The organism is Paraburkholderia dipogonis (assembly GCF_042680985.1).
GTDB classification, from domain to species: Bacteria; Pseudomonadota; Gammaproteobacteria; order Burkholderiales; family Burkholderiaceae; genus Paraburkholderia; species Paraburkholderia phytofirmans.
On record NZ_JBHUFR010000025.1, the window covers coordinates 1 to 13,976 of the forward strand.

Genomic DNA, 13,976 nt, shown 5'->3' on the forward strand with positions numbered 1-13,976 from the left:
GTCTTGATCTGCTCGTAGAGCGGAGGGGCGGCGAGTGGCAGCACGTTGGCGGGGTCCGATTTCGTCATGGTTCGTGGGGTTGTCTGTACTTGTTATGACAAGTCGAATCACAGTCTAGTGACGGAGGCCCTTCGGGCGAACGAAGATTTTGTGCTTTGTATTTCTTCAGGGACGCATTTGGGGATGCGTAACGCCGGCGCAAATCCGCGCACGGCAGTGGCTGGCGTGTCTTGCCGCCTGCGCCGGGAGCCGGCATCGGCAAGCGGGGCAGCCGCAAGCAGCCGCGGCGAAGCGCGATTAAACTGGCGCGACCTTATTCGCGATGGAGAGCGGCACATGTCACGTCAGCTTCGCCTCGGCGCCTTCATGCGTCCCACGACGATCCATACAGGCGCTTGGCGCTATCCCGGCGCCTATCCGGACGCCAACTTCAATTTCGGGCATCTGAAGCGTTTCGCGCAGACGCTCGAACGCGGACGTTTCGACGCGTTCTTCATGGCTGACCATCTCGCGGTACTCAATATGCCGCTGGAGGCGCTCAAACATAGCCACACGGTTACGTCGTTCGAACCGCTGACCTTGTTGCCCGCGCTGGCGGCGGTCACCGAAAGGCTAGGGCTGGTGGCCACGGCGTCCACCACGTTCGACGCGCCATATCACGTTGCCCGGAGATTCGCCTCGCTCGACCACATCAGCGGCGGACGTGCGGGATGGAATCTCGTGACGACGTCGAACCCGGACGCCGCGCTCAATTTCGGTCTTGACGAACACGTCGAACACGTCGAACACGTCGAACACGTCGAGCACGACGAACGCTACCGGCGCGCCCGCGAGTTCTTCGATGTGGTCACCGGACTCTGGGATAGTTGGGCCGACGACGCCTTTATCCGCGATACGGAAACCGGCACCTACTTCGATCCGCAAAAACTGCATTTGCTGAACTACAGGAGCGAGAACTTCTCGGTGCGCGGGCCGCTGAATATCGCGCGCCCCGTTCAGGGCTGGCCCGTCATCGTGCAGGCGGGTTCATCCGAAGCGGGGCGGCAGATCGCCGCCGAAACCGCCGAGGTGGTATTCACCGCGCAGAGCCGGCTCGAAGACGGCAAGCGCTTCTACGCCGACGTAAAAGGCCGCATGGAGAAACTCGGCCGGCAACGCGACCATATGAAAATTCTGCCGGCTACCTTTGTGGTGGTGGGCGATACGCTCGACGAGGCGCGCGAAACGCGCGCGCGGCTCGACACGTTCGTGCACTACGAAAGCGGCCTTGCTTCCTTGTCGATTGCATTGGGGCACGACGTGTCTGGTCTGGATCCGGACGGCCCGCTGCCGGAAATCCCCGAGACCAATGCGAGCCGTACCTCGCGGCAACGGGTCGTCGAATGGGCGCAACGCGATGGGCTGACGGTCCGTCAACTCGCGCAGCGCATTGGCGGCTATTCGGGACTGGAGATGGTCGGCACGGCGGCGATGATCGCGGACCAGATGGAGCAGTGGCTGGTGGAGGAGGGCTCGGACGGGTTCAACGTGATGTTCTCGCACCTTCCTGCGGGTCTCGATGACTTCGTCGATAAAGTCATTCCGGAGTTGCAGAAGCGCGGGCTGTTCCGGCGCGAATACGAGGGTGTGACGCTGCGCGAGAACCTTGGCTTGCCTCGGCCTGAAAATCGTTTTTTTCCCGCTTGAACTCAGTCGTTCTGGTGAACGCGCACTTTCCAGAACCGGGCGATATGACAGCCGCCGCTTAGCACCTGAAAATTGCTTCGTTTGTTCTGTCCGGCAGCGTGGGTAGAGTGGGCGACTCACGCTCAGGAGCAACGTCGATCGACGTCTTGCGCGGACCATCAAGAACAACAGGAAACCACCGCTATGAATTTCAGAGTGCTTGGGGCAGTGATTGCCGGAAGTCTGCTCGTCATGTCGACGGCCGCGCACGCGGATCGCCTCGACGACATCAAGAAAGCGGGCGTGCTGCGCGTTGCCGCGTTCGACAGCAATCCGCCATTCGGCTTTGTCGATCCGAAGAACAATCAGATCGTCGGGCTCGACATCGACTATGCGCGCGCGCTCGCGACCCGCCTCGGCGTCAAGCTCGAGATCCAGCCGACCAATCCGGCCAACCGCATCGCCTTCATGAAGTCGGGCAAGGTGGATCTGGTGTTCGCCAACTTCACGATTACCGACGATCGCAAGAAAGAGGTGGATTTCAGCACCCCGTATTTCGCGTCCGGCACGCAGTTCATCGCGAAGAAGGGCGCGCTCACCTCGCCGCAGCAGTTGAACAGTTTGCGGATCGGCGCGGACAAGGGCACGACCAATGAGCAGCAGGTGCGCGCGCAATTCCCGGGCGCCACGATCGTCGCTTACGACGACACGCCGTTCGCATTCGCCGCGCTGCGCACGGGCAACGTGCAGGCGATCACGCAGGACGGGCCGAAGCTCGTCGCGTTGCTGGCGAAAGTGCCGGACAAGGCGAACTACGAGATCCCGCCGTTTACGATCTCCAACGACTACGAAGGCGTGGGTGTGCCGAAGGGCGAGACGCGACTGCTGAATGTAGTGAATGAAACGTTGAAGGATCTCGAGGGCAAAGGCACGGCCGGCAAGATCTACGACACCTGGTTCGGCCCGTCGAGCGCCGCGCCGTTGCCGCGCCTGTTCAAGATCGGCGACCCGCAAAAGAGTTGACGTCCCTGACTTCCCAGTCGCCTGAACACGGCCCGGCCATGACTCGAAAAGAGTGGCCGGGCCGTCTTGTTGATACAGCACCGAGTTTTTCCGAATGCATTTCATGACCCTCTGGCTTGAGCCCCGCTATCTAGGCTGGCTCGCGCATGGCTTTGTCATCACCTTGGTCCTGTCGGCGTGTGCGGGCGTATGCGCGACACTGCTCGGCTTCGGGCTCGCGATGGCGCATATCGCCCAACATCGCGCGATCGCCTCGGCGGCGCGGCTCTATGTGTTGGTGTTCCGCAATTCGCCGCTGCTGGTGCAGTTGCTGTTCTGGTACTTCGGCGCGGCGACGCTGATGCCCGAGCACTGGATGACGTGGCTGAACGCGCCGCATGCATTGAGCGCCGGGCCGCTTGTTTTGCGCTGGCCGAGCTTCGAACTGTTCGCCGGCTGGCTCGGCTTGACCTGCTACAGCAGCGCTTTTATCGCCGAAGAGTTTCGTGCCGGCATCCGCGGTGTGGGCATCGCGCAATACCAGGCGGGCGCGGCATTGGGCATGACGCGTTATGCCACGTTGCGGCACGTGATCTTGCCGCAAGCCGTGCGTATCGCCACACCGCCGCTCGCGGGGCAATACATGAATGTCGTAAAGAACTCGTCGCTGGCGATGGCGATCGGCGTGGCCGAACTGTCGTATATGTCGCGCCAGGTCGACACGGAGAGCTTCCGGACGTTTCAGGCCTTCGGCACGGCAACGGCGCTGTATGTCGTCACCATCGCATTGATCGAAACGGCGTTGGTGATCTGGCAGCGCACAGGTGTGCGTGCGTTGCAAAGGGGGCATGCATGAGCGCGCTCGAATGGCTGCCGACGCTGCGTTATCTGCTGCTCGGTGCGTTCCCTGATGGACCGCTCGGCGGTGCGGCGTTGACGGTGGTGCTGTCGGTCGTGTCGGCGTTGCTGTCCGCTGCGGCTGGTTTGGCGGGCGGCGTGGCGCTCTCGATGACGCGCGGCCCGGTGCATCTGCTCCTGCTCGGAATCGTCGCGTTTTTCCGGGCGATTCCGGTGCTGATGCTGATTTTCTGGACCTTCTTCCTGATGCCGATTCTGCTGCACGTCGACGTGCCGGGTCTGGTGGCGGTGGTGTGCGCGCTGGCGTTGATCGGTGGCGCGTATCTGTCGCATTCGGTGCATGCGGGCATCGTCTCGATCGGAGCGGGCCAGCAGAACGCGGCGCTGTCGCTCGGGCTCACGCGCTGGCAGGCGCTGCGTTACGTGGTGCTGCCGCAGGCGGTACGCGTGATGATGCCGTCGTTCGTCAATCAGTGGGTGTCGCTCATCAAAGACACCTCGCTTGCGTATATCGTCGGGGTGCCGGAATTCACCTTTCTGGCCAATCAGGTCAACAGCCGGTTGATGATTTACCCCGCGCAGATTTTCATGTTCGTCGGGATCGTGTATCTGGTTTTGTGCTCCGCGCTGCAATGGATGGCGTCTCGCGTGCTGCTGCGTGCACGGAAGGCGCGCGCCACGGACATCGATACGGAAACGGCAACCGGCGCGACGCGCGGTAAAGAACATGGCGTGGCGATGCCATGACGCGATAAGTTTGCGCGTTGCTCGCGGTCAGTTGATATGCCCACTTCCGCACGCGGCTTTTAATGCTGCCAGACGGTCCCGTTCAATCCGTCCAGCAACTCGGCTCGCATTTCCGCCAAGGACAAATCACGCCGGTCGCGCGGCCTCGGCGCGTCGATGGCGATGTCGCGCGCGACGCGCCCCGCGCCTGTGCCATGCGGTGGCGCAAGCAGCAGCACGCGGTCGGACAGATAGAGCGCTTCGTCGAGGTCGTGCGTGACGAGCAGCGCCGCGGTACCGTGCGAACGTGTGAGCGCCAGCAACAGGTCCTGCAGACGCATGCGGGTCATCGCATCGACGGCGCTGAACGGCTCGTCCAGCAATAACAGGTCGGGGCTGGAGAAGAGCCCGCGAACCAGCGCGACGCGTTGTGCCATGCCGCCGGATAGCTGCTTCGGCAACGCGTCTCGCACATTGGCGAGGCCGACTTCGTTGAGCAGTTCGGCGACGCGCGGATCGCCGCCACGTCGCGGTCCCGCCGCGAACGCGACATTGTCCGCGACTGAAAGCCAGGGCAGAAGACGCGGCTCCTGGAAGATCACGCCCAGTCGCGCCGACGGACCCTGCTGCGGCACGCCGTCCAGCCGTATCTCGCCGTCGAAGTCACGGTCGAGACCCGCGATCGCGCGCAACAGCGTGCTCTTTCCACAGCCGCTCGGCCCGACGAGGCTGACGATCTCGCCGCGCCCGATTTCGAAGCGCACGCGGTCGAGCACCGCGCGTCCGTCGTAGTGTTTGCTGACGGCGCGGACGTCGAGAAGAGGACGGGAAAGAGAAGCGGAAACGGTCGACATGGGGCGGTGCTACACGATTTTTCGAGAGGGTTGGCGTTCGGCAGCGGAGTCGCGCCACGACAGCGCATGCGTCTCGATCGACTTGAGGACGCTGTCGCTTAACTTGCCGAGCAACGCGAGCAACAGGATCGCGCCGAACACCATGTCGGGGCGTCCCGTTTCGCGCCCGTCGCTAAGCAGATAGCCGAGGCCGCGAGTCGCTGCGATCAATTCGGCCGCCACCATGAACATCCATGCAAGGCTGAGTCCGGTGCGCAAGCCGGTAAAGATTTGCGGCAGCGATGCGGGCAAAAGAATGCGAGTGAACAGCGCGCGCTGATTGAGCTGATTGACTTCACCGAGTTCGATCAGCTTGCGGTCGACATCGCGAATTCCCGCGACCACACTTAATTGCACTGGAAAAAAGGCACCGATCGCGATGAGCGTGATTTTCGGCGCTTCGTCGATGCCCATCCACAGCAGGAGGATCGGCACCCACGCAAGCGACGGAATCGCGCGCAATGCCTGACAGGCCGGATCGAGCAGCGCATCGATGCGCCGGCTCAATCCCATCGCCGCGCCGACCAGCAGCGCGAGCGCGGAGCCGATTCCAAAGCCCGCGAAAACGCGCAGGCAACTCGCACCGATATGCCGGCCAAGGCGCGCGCCGCCCATGTCCCAGAGGGTTTGTGCAATCGTACTGGGCGCCGGTACGAGATGCGCGGGCAATACCGACAGACGGACCAGCCCTTCGACAAGCAGTAAGAAAACCAGCGGCAGCGCAATTCCCGCCACGCGCCACGTCTTCAGCGGATCGCGGCGTGGCGGCGCTTCGCGATGCCGCCGAGCGGCCGAAGCGGAATCGTCGAGCGACAGTGAATCGTCCGTAGCCATGGTGGGAGAAGGGCTTACTTGCCGGCGTCGGCGGCGATAATGGGCTGCGCGGGTTTGGCATCGATCAACCCGTCGATGACCTGATTCAGATTCGTGTCCGGTTTGACCAGTTGCTCCTGCGTCAGGATCGGTGCGGCGGCTTTGAGCGCGGCGAGTTGTTTTGCGCCCGGTTGCGGCTGGCTGAAGTCGTTGCGGCTCAACTGCAGTTTCGCCACCGGCAGCGAGATTTTCGATTCCTCGGCGATGATTTTCGCGGTCTCTTCAGGATGGGCCGCGATCCACAGGCGTGCCTTTTCGTAAACCTTCAGGACGTGCGCCAGCGTATCGGGATGCGCGCTGATGAAATCTTCGCGCGCGTCGAGCAGGCCCCACGTATTGAAGTCGACGTTGCGGTAGAGCAGGCGCGCGCCGTCGTCGATCTGCGCGGCAGCCATGTGCGGATCGAGACCGGCCCACGCATCCACCTGAGCGTTGGCGAGCGCGACACGTCCATCGGGATGTTGCAGATTCACGATCTCGACGTCGTCGCGCGACAGTCCGGCGGTGTGCAGCGCGCGCAGCGTAAATAGAAAAGGATCGGTGCCTTTGGTGGCGGCGATCTTTTTGCCCTTCAGATCGGCGAGGGTCCGGATCGGCGAATCCTTGCGCACGACGAGCGCGGTCCATTCGGGACGCGAGAAAACATAGACGGCGCGAATCGGATTGCCGTTGGCCTTGCCGAGCACGGCCGCAAGGCCTGCCGTCGAGCCGATATCGATCGCGCCGCTATTCAGGTATTCAAGCGCACGGTTGCTGCCGAGACTCAACACCCATTTCACTTGCGTGTGATCCGCCGCCAGCTCCTGTTCAAGCCAGCCGTTACGCTTGATGACCAGACTTTCCGGCGAATAATACGCATAGTCGAGCTTCAACTCGGCTGGCGGAGCGGCCTGGGCCGCGCCTGGCGCGACGCTTGCCAGTGCGGAAGCGGCAACGGCCGCGGCCAGCAGAAGATTGCGCACGACAGCCGACGCGCGTCGCGGTGTCTGAATGAACGATAGCGGTGCTGCGCCCCGGAGAAATGGCATGGCTGGTCCTTTTTGCGTTGTTCCGTTATGACCTTTGAATGTACCCAGGTCGCGGTGGCAAACGAACCAATAAAAGCTCACAACCAAAGCACATCGCGCGCTATGGCGGCGATGACGTCGTGATGACGGCGCGTCGCGGTGCTGCAACGTGGCGCCGGGATAGCGGGGGAGAGCGGAGCAGGCACGGGCCGGTTCGCGATAAGGCGGATGCCGGCCCGTGTTCCTCGCACCTAATCGCGCGGAATGCAACCGCGCGATGTCTTGCAGCAGACGGTACGGGTACTTAGAAATCGAGTCCCGGCCCGCCCGCGCCCGGACCGCCGGGCTGGCCCGCCGCCGGCGTATCCTTCGGTGCTTCGTGCACGGTGGCGTCGGTGGTCAGCAGCAGACCCGCAACCGATGCCGCGTTTTGCAGCGCCGTGCGCGTGACCTTGGTCGGATCGAGCACGCCCGATTCCACCAGATCGCCGTATTCACCCGTCTGCGCGTTGTAGCCGAAATTGCCCGTGCCTTCAGCCACTTTCGCGACCACCACGCTGGCCTCTTCGCCGGCATTCGTCACGATCTGACGCAGCGGTTCTTCGAGCGTGCGCAGCACGATCTTGATGCCCGCGTCCTGATCGGCGTTCACGCCCCTGAGTCCGCTGATGGCCTGCTTCACGCGAATCAGCGCGACGCCGCCGCCCGGCACGATGCCTTCCTCGACAGCGGCGCGCGTCGCATGCAGCGCGTCGTCGACACGGTCTTTCTTTTCCTTGACCTCGATCTCGGTCGCGCCGCCCACCTTGATGACCGCCACGCCGCCCGCCAGTTTCGCGACCCGTTCCTGCAGTTTCTCGCGGTCGTAGTCCGAGCTCGCTTCCTCGATCTGCGTGCGGATCTGCTTGACGCGCGCTTCAATGTTCTTGCTGTCGCCCGCACCGTCGATCACGGTGGTGTTTTCCTTGCCGACCTCGATCCGCTTGGCCTGACCGAGTTCGGCGAGCGTCGCTTTTTCTAGCGACAGTCCCGTTTCTTCGGCGATGACCTGGCCGCCGGTCAGAATCGCGATGTCCTCGAGCAGCGCCTTGCGGCGATCGCCGAAGCCCGGCGCCTTGACCGCGACGGTTTTCAGAATGCCGCGAATGTTGTTGACCACCAGCGTGGCCAACGCTTCGCCTTCCACGTCTTCCGCGATGATCAGAAGCGGGCGGCCGGCTTTGGCAACCTGTTCCAGGATCGGCAGCAGATCACGAATGTTCGATACCTTCTTGTCGTGCAGCAGCACGAACGGGTTGTCGAGCACGGCCACCTGCTTGTCCTGATCGTTGATGAAATACGGCGACAGGTAGCCACGATCGAACTGCAGACCTTCTACGACGTCGAGTTCATCGTCGAGCGACTTGCCGTCTTCCACGGTGATCACGCCTTCCTTGCCGACGCGGTCGATCGCTTCGGCAATGCGCTGCCCGATCGACTCTTCGCCGTTGGCCGAAATCGTCGCGACCTGGGCGATTTCCTTGCTGGTGGTGGTCGGCTTGCTGATCTTCCTCAGCTCATCGATCGCGGCGATCACGGCCTTGTCGATGCCGCGCTTCAGGTCGAGCGGATTGAGACCCGCTGCCACATACTTCTGTCCTTCGCGGACGATGGCCTGCGCGAGCACCGTCGCGGTGGTGGTGCCGTCGCCGGCGGCGTCGCTGGTGCGCGAGGCGACTTCCTTCACGAGTTGCGCGCCGATGTTCTGCACGCGGTCCGGCAATTCGATTTCCTTGGCGACCGAGACGCCGTCTTTCGTGACGACCGGCGAACCGAAGCTGCGCTCCAGCACGACATTGCGGCCCTTCGGACCCAGCGTGACCTTGACCGCGTTGGCGAGAATGTTGACGCCTTCAACCAGCTTCGAGCGGGCGACGTCGCTGAAAATAATTTCTTTTGCTGCCATGTTTTGACGCTCCGTGCGTTATTGAGTGACGACTGCGACGACATCTTCCTCGCGCAACACGAGCAACTCGTTGCCGTCGACTTTGACCGACTGTCCCGCATATTTGCCGAACAGCACGCGTTCGCCGACTTTCAGATCGGGTTCGATACGCTTGCCGTCGCTATCGCGCTTGCCCGGACCGATGGCGATCACTTCGCCCTGATCGGGTTTTTCGGCGGCGCTTTCGGGAATCACGATGCCCGAAGCGGTTTTGGTTTCCTGGTCGAGACGCTTGACGATCAAGCGGTCATGCAAAGGGCGTAGGCTCATGGTTCGATTTCCGCGTTTGAATTCTGGCACTCGTCGGTGGTGAGTGCTGACCGGAATCGAGTATAGAAAGATGGCGCGCGACGCTCCAATAAGCGATTCATCGAAGGTTATGAGCGTTTGGCATTTGGCGCACGCAAGCCACGGAGGTTCCGTCGGATATGTCAGGGCCCGGGGCAGGCCTATCGTTGTTTTCGACAGCAAGAAATCGGCTGGGAAGACTTCGGGCGCACGTGAACGACATTCGAGGGCTAGCAATTCAAGCAAAACATCTGCGAGGCGCAGAAGGACACATGGAGGTGTACAAGCTCCTTCAAAACGTTTGTGGCCGGAAATCGCACGTGGTGTTCAGCGTCAAGTCGATTGGTTGGACGCCTCTGTCAGGCGTTTCCGACGACGTCTAGTCGAGCGTCACGGAGAGGTATCCGAAAGCCGTATTCTGCTCCATCGAAACCACCGGCGATGGCGCGGCCAATGTAAAGGTATGCGTTGGAATGTTGCTGTGAGCGCGCCGCTCATGCCGCTTTGCTCATCTGCGTTTGCCACACCCTGACAACGCTAGGCGCGGAAGTCAGCATCGAGTGATCCGATTCACTCCGATCTTTCTTATGCGTGCGCAGGAATCGAAATACTGAATTCTTTGTTCACTTCAACATAGGGTGCGGATAACGTATTTCACTTCCCATAGCGACGCGGTATATAAACGCGCGCGCTTCACTGTGCAAGGTTTCAGGAGATCGGTCGTGAGCAGCACAGGCTACAGCTATCGGAGTGATACATGTCGACAGAGCTGATTTCCGGGTCTGCGTCGTCGGGCTCAGGTCCGCGTCAGTACGGGCGTCGTACGGAGAATCCGGTTCGCCGGTACGCCGGCGTCGCCGTGGTCCTGCTGCTGCACATCTTCTTCATCTGGGCACTGACGAACGGCCTCGCGAATAAAGTTGTGCAGATCGTGCAGAAGCCGATCGAGACCAGGATCATCGAACCAGTGAAGCCGCCACCGCCGCCGCCGATCCCGACGGTGAAATTGCCACCGCCGAAATTCACGCCGCCACCACCACCGCGACCATTCGTGCCGCCGCCCGAAGTGGCGGTCACGCCGCCGCCCGCGCCGACTATCACGCATCAGGCCACGCCGGAGCCGACTCCGGTTGCTCCGCCACCCGCGCCCGTGGCGCCGCCGGCGCCCGCGCCAGCCAAGCCGGTTAGCCACGTCATCGGCGTAGTGTGTCCGAACTCGGACGAGATTCGCCGCTCGATGGGCTATCCGCAGGAAGCGCAGGACAACAACATCACGGGCGATGTGACGATCTCTTTCGTGGTCGATCCGCAAGGGCACGTAACCGACGAGAAGGTCGAGCAGTCGGCCGATCCGATCCTCGATCGAGCGGCTTTCGTCGCGGTGAAGAAGTTCAACTGTATTTCGCAAGGGCAACCGGTCCGTGTCCAGGTGCCGTTCTCGTTCAACCTGAACTGAACGCCGCGTGCGCGATCCTCGTCTGCTTCGATGCCAACTCACTCACTATCAAAGACTGCACCGTCTGGAGCATTTATGAAGAAGCGTTCTTTTGCCGCCGTGGCGGCCAGCTTGCTGATCACGGCTGCGCCCGTCAGCTTTCTCGCCGCGCCGCAGGCCGTTTTGGCCCAGGCAAGCGCGCCGACTGCCTCTGTAGCGGCAACACCCGCTGCATCGAGTGTCGAACATGCCCCGGCGACGTCGCAGCCGGGCGCGGGCGCTGACCAACCGGTGCCGCCGCCACTCGCGGCGACCAGCACCGAAGTGACCAACCCGTACGGACTCGGCGCGCTGTGGGCGAATGGCGACTTCGTCGCGCGTTTCGTGCTGATTCTGCTCGTGCTCATGTCGATGGGAAGCTGGTACATCATGATCACCAAGTTCGTCGAGCAACTGCGCGCGAACCACCGCGCGAAATCGGCCGACGAGCAACTGTGGAGCGCGCCATCGCTCGCCCAGGGCGCGCAGCAGCTCGACGAGAATTCGCCGTTCCGTTTCATCGCGCAAGTAGGAATCGAGGCCGGCAAGCACCACGACGAAGCGTTGCTCGAAGCGGTGGACCGCAACACCTGGATCGACGTGTCGATCGAGCGCGCCATCACCAACGTGTCGAACCGCTTGCAGGACGGCCTTGCGTTCCTCGGCACGGTCGGCTCGACAGCGCCGTTCGTCGGCCTGTTCGGCACGGTATGGGGGATTTATCATGCGCTGACCGCGATCGGCATCGCTGGGCAGGCGTCGATCGACAAGGTGGCGGGCCCGGTCGGCGAAGCGCTGATCATGACGGCGATCGGCCTTGCGGTCGCGGTGCCGGCCGTGCTGGGCTATAACTTCCTCGTGCGTCGCAACAAGTCGGTGATGGAACGCGTGCGTGCCTTCGGCGCGCAGTTGCACACCGTCCTGCTGCCGGGCACGAAGCGCCAGGTGCGCGCGGTCGCGAACGCGCATTGAGCCACCTCACAGGCGGAGCTAGAAGTCATGGCCATAAACGTTGGACAGGATAGTCAGGAGGACGAGGTCATCGCCGCCATCAACACGACGCCGCTCGTCGATGTGATGCTGGTGCTGCTGATCATCTTCCTGATCACGATTCCGGTCGTCACGCATACAGTGCCGGTGCAGCTGCCGAAAGAGACCGTGAATCCGTTGCAGTCCAAACCGGACAGCATCGAGATCGCGGTCAACAAGGACGGCGACCTGTTCTGGAACGAGAAGCTGGTCGATCGGCCAACCTTGCTCGCGCGGCTGAAGGTGGCGTCGGTGAAGCTGCCGCAACCCGAGGTGCACGTACGCGGTGACCAGACCACGCGCTATGAATTCATTGGCCGTGTGGTCACAGCCTGCGAGCGTGCCGGGATTTCGAAGGTATCGTTTATTACGCAACCGCCGGCGCGCGGCGGCTAGATTTGCATGATTGGACCAGGGGCTTTGCATGGGACCCGAGTAAGCGCTAAAGCGCCAACTCTGGCCGACAGCCAAAGCGCCGGGTCCGACAGGAGCCTACGATGGGAATGAACGTATCTTCGGGGGGCGGCAGCGAACCCGAGGTGATGGTGGACATCAACACGACGCCGCTGATCGACGTGATGCTGGTATTGCTGATCATGCTGATCATCACGATTCCGATCCAGATGCACTCGGTGAAAATGAATCTGCCGGTCGGCAATCCGCCGCCACAAACCGTGCCGCCGCCGGTCGTGCAGGTCGACATCGATTTCGACGGCACAATCAGGTGGAACGGCGCACCGGTTGCGGCTGGCGCCGATCTGGAGAAGCATATGGCCGAGGTCGCGGCGCAAGCCGACCCGGCGGAGATTCATCTGTTGCCGAACAAGCTCGCGCCGTACAAGGACGTGGCCGCCGTACTGGCGGCCGCGCAGCGCGAAGGCGCGACGAAGATCGGGCTCATCGGCAACGAACAATATATGCAGTGAGCGCGTCTGAGCGGTCGTCGCGTATCTGGAAGGAGATCCCATGAGTACGCTCCACAATGAAATCGACCTGGATGCCGACGGACGTCACGTCGGCTATCTGCGCTTACCTTACTCGGTTCATCGTTCCGCGTACGGCTGGATTCCGATTCCGATCGCCTCGGTGCGCAACGGCGACGGTCCCGTCGTGCTGCTCATGGGCGGCAATCACGGTGACGAATACGAAGGACAGGTACTCGTTTCCAGTCTGATTCGCGAGATCGAACCGCAATGGGTGCGCGGCCAACTGATCTTTCTGCCGATGGCGAATTTTCCGGCCGCGGCTGCGGGCCTGCGGACTTCGCCGCTCGACGGCGGCAACCTGAACCGCAGTTTTCCAGGCGATCCGCAAGGCGCGCCGACCGCCGCGATTGCCGACTACATCGAGCACTCGCTGCTTGCGCGCGCGCAATATCTGATCGACCTGCATTCGGGCGGAAGTTCGCTTCTCTACCACGGCGCCAATATGCTGGCCATCGAGCCGCGCGACCCCGAAGAAGAGGGGCGGCTCAAAGCATTGCTCGCTGCGTTCGGGTTGCCGCGTGCATTTTTGCATCGGCCGAATCCGGTCCATGCGGCGAGCGCCGCGCGGCGGCAGGGCGCGATTTCCATTCTCACCGAACTTGGCGGCGGCGGCACCGTGCAGGCCAGCCTGCTGCGCGATGCGCGACACGGACTGCTGAATCTGCTCGGCTTCATCGGCGTGTTGCGCGGACCGCTCGTTCCGGACGGCCCGCCCGCGCGGACGCGCTTCTTCACGGTGTCCGGCTCGCGCAACTATGTGTATGCCTATGATCGCGGCGTGTACGAGCCGCTCGTCGAGTTGGGCGATCAGGTCGTGGCGGGGCAGCCTGCTGCGCGAATCCATTTCCCCGACACGCCGCTACGAGAACCGGTCACCACCTTTTTCGCGAGCGCGGGCGAGGTCGTTTGCAAGCGTGTGCCTGCCGCCGTGGAGCGTGGCGACTGTCTCTTCCATCTCGCCGAGCCGGTGTGAAGACGATGCGGTCAGGTGCAGTGCCGCTATCGTGGATAGATTGCACGTTTTATCGACGTGTCATTCGGCGTGCAATGAGATGAACAGCGACACGAAATGAACGATTCGAATTAACCAGAAATAAAAATCCATGACGCTATTCTGGAAATTTGCACGCTTTATTAGTCCGTCCTGAACAATTCGTTTTACCGACCATCGGCGTTACGACGATGGGAGCG

Annotated in this window: 14 protein-coding genes; 9 read left to right on the plus strand and 5 right to left on the minus strand. The window is 62.3% G+C overall.

The window, feature by feature from the left end; genetic code table 11:
• Positions 1-336 precede the first annotated feature (336 nt).
• The 4 genes from ACFSNN_RS29730 (at position 337) to ACFSNN_RS29745 (ending at position 4,272) form a co-directional block, all read left to right on the plus strand.
• Complete coding sequence (locus tag ACFSNN_RS29730) at positions 337-1,686, plus strand: LLM class flavin-dependent oxidoreductase (protein ID WP_134466272.1); 1,350 nt, start codon at positions 337-339, stop codon at positions 1,684-1,686.
• 183 nt (positions 1,687-1,869) lie between these two features.
• The gene (locus tag ACFSNN_RS29735; protein ID WP_134466273.1) at positions 1,870-2,688 is read left to right on the plus strand and encodes an ABC transporter substrate-binding protein; all 819 of its coding nucleotides are present in this window, start codon (positions 1,870-1,872) and stop codon (positions 2,686-2,688) included.
• 103 nt (positions 2,689-2,791) lie between these two features.
• On the plus strand, positions 2,792-3,523 hold the full coding sequence (locus tag ACFSNN_RS29740) for an amino acid ABC transporter permease (protein WP_134466274.1): 732 nt from the start codon (positions 2,792-2,794) through the stop codon (positions 3,521-3,523).
• Entirely contained in the window at positions 3,520-4,272 is a 753-nt protein-coding gene (locus ACFSNN_RS29745) for an amino acid ABC transporter permease (RefSeq protein WP_134466275.1), read from the plus strand. The genes ACFSNN_RS29740 and ACFSNN_RS29745 overlap by 4 nt, the downstream gene beginning before the upstream one ends.
• Positions 4,273-4,331: 59 nt before the next feature.
• Here ACFSNN_RS29745 and ACFSNN_RS29750 read toward each other — a convergent pair whose 3' ends face one another.
• The 5 genes from ACFSNN_RS29750 to ACFSNN_RS29770 form a co-directional block, all read right to left on the minus strand.
• Positions 4,332-5,105: an ABC transporter ATP-binding protein gene (locus ACFSNN_RS29750; protein WP_134466276.1), complete on the minus strand. Its 774-nt coding sequence runs from the start codon at positions 5,103-5,105 to the stop codon at positions 4,332-4,334.
• A gap of 9 nt (positions 5,106-5,114) precedes the next feature.
• Positions 5,115-5,978 (minus strand): ABC transporter permease, encoded by an 864-nt coding sequence (locus ACFSNN_RS29755; protein WP_134466277.1) that lies wholly within the window; start codon positions 5,976-5,978, stop codon positions 5,115-5,117.
• A gap of 14 nt (positions 5,979-5,992) precedes the next feature.
• A complete protein-coding gene (locus tag ACFSNN_RS29760) occupies positions 5,993-7,045 on the minus strand; it encodes an aliphatic sulfonate ABC transporter substrate-binding protein (RefSeq protein ID WP_134466278.1) in 1,053 nt (350 codons plus the stop codon).
• Positions 7,046-7,328: 283 nt separating this feature from the next.
• On the minus strand, positions 7,329-8,969 hold the full coding sequence (gene groL / locus ACFSNN_RS29765; protein ID WP_134466279.1) for a chaperonin GroEL: 1,641 nt from the start codon (positions 8,967-8,969) through the stop codon (positions 7,329-7,331).
• Between the two features lie 18 nt (positions 8,970-8,987).
• On the minus strand, positions 8,988-9,278 hold the full coding sequence (locus ACFSNN_RS29770; RefSeq protein ID WP_007177123.1) for a co-chaperone GroES: 291 nt from the start codon (positions 9,276-9,278) through the stop codon (positions 8,988-8,990).
• A gap of 775 nt (positions 9,279-10,053) precedes the next feature.
• On the opposite strand from ACFSNN_RS29770, the gene ACFSNN_RS29775 reads away from it, so the two are divergent.
• The 5 genes from ACFSNN_RS29775 (at position 10,054) to ACFSNN_RS29795 (ending at position 13,758) form a co-directional block, all read left to right on the plus strand.
• A complete protein-coding gene (locus tag ACFSNN_RS29775; RefSeq protein ID WP_134466280.1) occupies positions 10,054-10,752 on the plus strand; it encodes an energy transducer TonB in 699 nt (232 codons plus the stop codon).
• Positions 10,753-10,827: 75 nt separating this feature from the next.
• Complete coding sequence (locus ACFSNN_RS29780; protein WP_134466281.1) at positions 10,828-11,742, plus strand: MotA/TolQ/ExbB proton channel family protein; 915 nt, start codon at positions 10,828-10,830, stop codon at positions 11,740-11,742.
• A 27-nt stretch (positions 11,743-11,769) separates the two neighbouring features.
• Complete coding sequence (locus ACFSNN_RS29785) at positions 11,770-12,195, plus strand: ExbD/TolR family protein (protein ID WP_134466282.1); 426 nt, start codon at positions 11,770-11,772, stop codon at positions 12,193-12,195.
• Positions 12,196-12,296: 101 nt separating this feature from the next.
• A complete protein-coding gene (locus ACFSNN_RS29790; protein ID WP_134466283.1) occupies positions 12,297-12,725 on the plus strand; it encodes an ExbD/TolR family protein in 429 nt (142 codons plus the stop codon).
• A gap of 40 nt (positions 12,726-12,765) precedes the next feature.
• Positions 12,766-13,758, plus strand: coding sequence for a succinylglutamate desuccinylase/aspartoacylase family protein (locus tag ACFSNN_RS29795; RefSeq protein WP_134466284.1), 993 nt, complete (start codon positions 12,766-12,768; stop codon positions 13,756-13,758).
• Positions 13,759-13,976: the final 218 nt, after the last annotated feature.

Excerpts from the sequence above, each read along its gene's own strand:
- ACFSNN_RS29730 (WP_134466272.1), top strand. The coding sequence starts at position 337 with ATGTCACGTCAGCTTCGCCTCGGCGCCTTCATGCGTCCCACGACGATC.
- ACFSNN_RS29735 (WP_134466273.1), top strand. The coding sequence starts at position 1,870 with ATGAATTTCAGAGTGCTTGGGGCAGTGATTGCCGGAAGTCTGCTCGTC.
- ACFSNN_RS29740 (WP_134466274.1), top strand. The coding sequence starts at position 2,792 with ATGACCCTCTGGCTTGAGCCCCGCTATCTAGGCTGGCTCGCGCATGGC.
- ACFSNN_RS29745 (WP_134466275.1), top strand. The coding sequence starts at position 3,520 with ATGAGCGCGCTCGAATGGCTGCCGACGCTGCGTTATCTGCTGCTCGGT.
- ACFSNN_RS29750 (WP_134466276.1), bottom strand. The coding sequence starts at position 5,105 with ATGTCGACCGTTTCCGCTTCTCTTTCCCGTCCTCTTCTCGACGTCCGC.
- ACFSNN_RS29755 (WP_134466277.1), bottom strand. The coding sequence starts at position 5,978 with ATGGCTACGGACGATTCACTGTCGCTCGACGATTCCGCTTCGGCCGCT.
- ACFSNN_RS29760 (WP_134466278.1), bottom strand. The coding sequence starts at position 7,045 with ATGCCATTTCTCCGGGGCGCAGCACCGCTATCGTTCATTCAGACACCG.
- groL (WP_134466279.1), bottom strand. The coding sequence starts at position 8,969 with ATGGCAGCAAAAGAAATTATTTTCAGCGACGTCGCCCGCTCGAAGCTG.
- ACFSNN_RS29770 (WP_007177123.1), bottom strand. The coding sequence starts at position 9,278 with ATGAGCCTACGCCCTTTGCATGACCGCTTGATCGTCAAGCGTCTCGAC.
- ACFSNN_RS29775 (WP_134466280.1), top strand. The coding sequence starts at position 10,054 with ATGTCGACAGAGCTGATTTCCGGGTCTGCGTCGTCGGGCTCAGGTCCG.
- ACFSNN_RS29780 (WP_134466281.1), top strand. The coding sequence starts at position 10,828 with ATGAAGAAGCGTTCTTTTGCCGCCGTGGCGGCCAGCTTGCTGATCACG.
- ACFSNN_RS29785 (WP_134466282.1), top strand. The coding sequence starts at position 11,770 with ATGGCCATAAACGTTGGACAGGATAGTCAGGAGGACGAGGTCATCGCC.
- ACFSNN_RS29790 (WP_134466283.1), top strand. The coding sequence starts at position 12,297 with ATGGGAATGAACGTATCTTCGGGGGGCGGCAGCGAACCCGAGGTGATG.
- ACFSNN_RS29795 (WP_134466284.1), top strand. The coding sequence starts at position 12,766 with ATGAGTACGCTCCACAATGAAATCGACCTGGATGCCGACGGACGTCAC.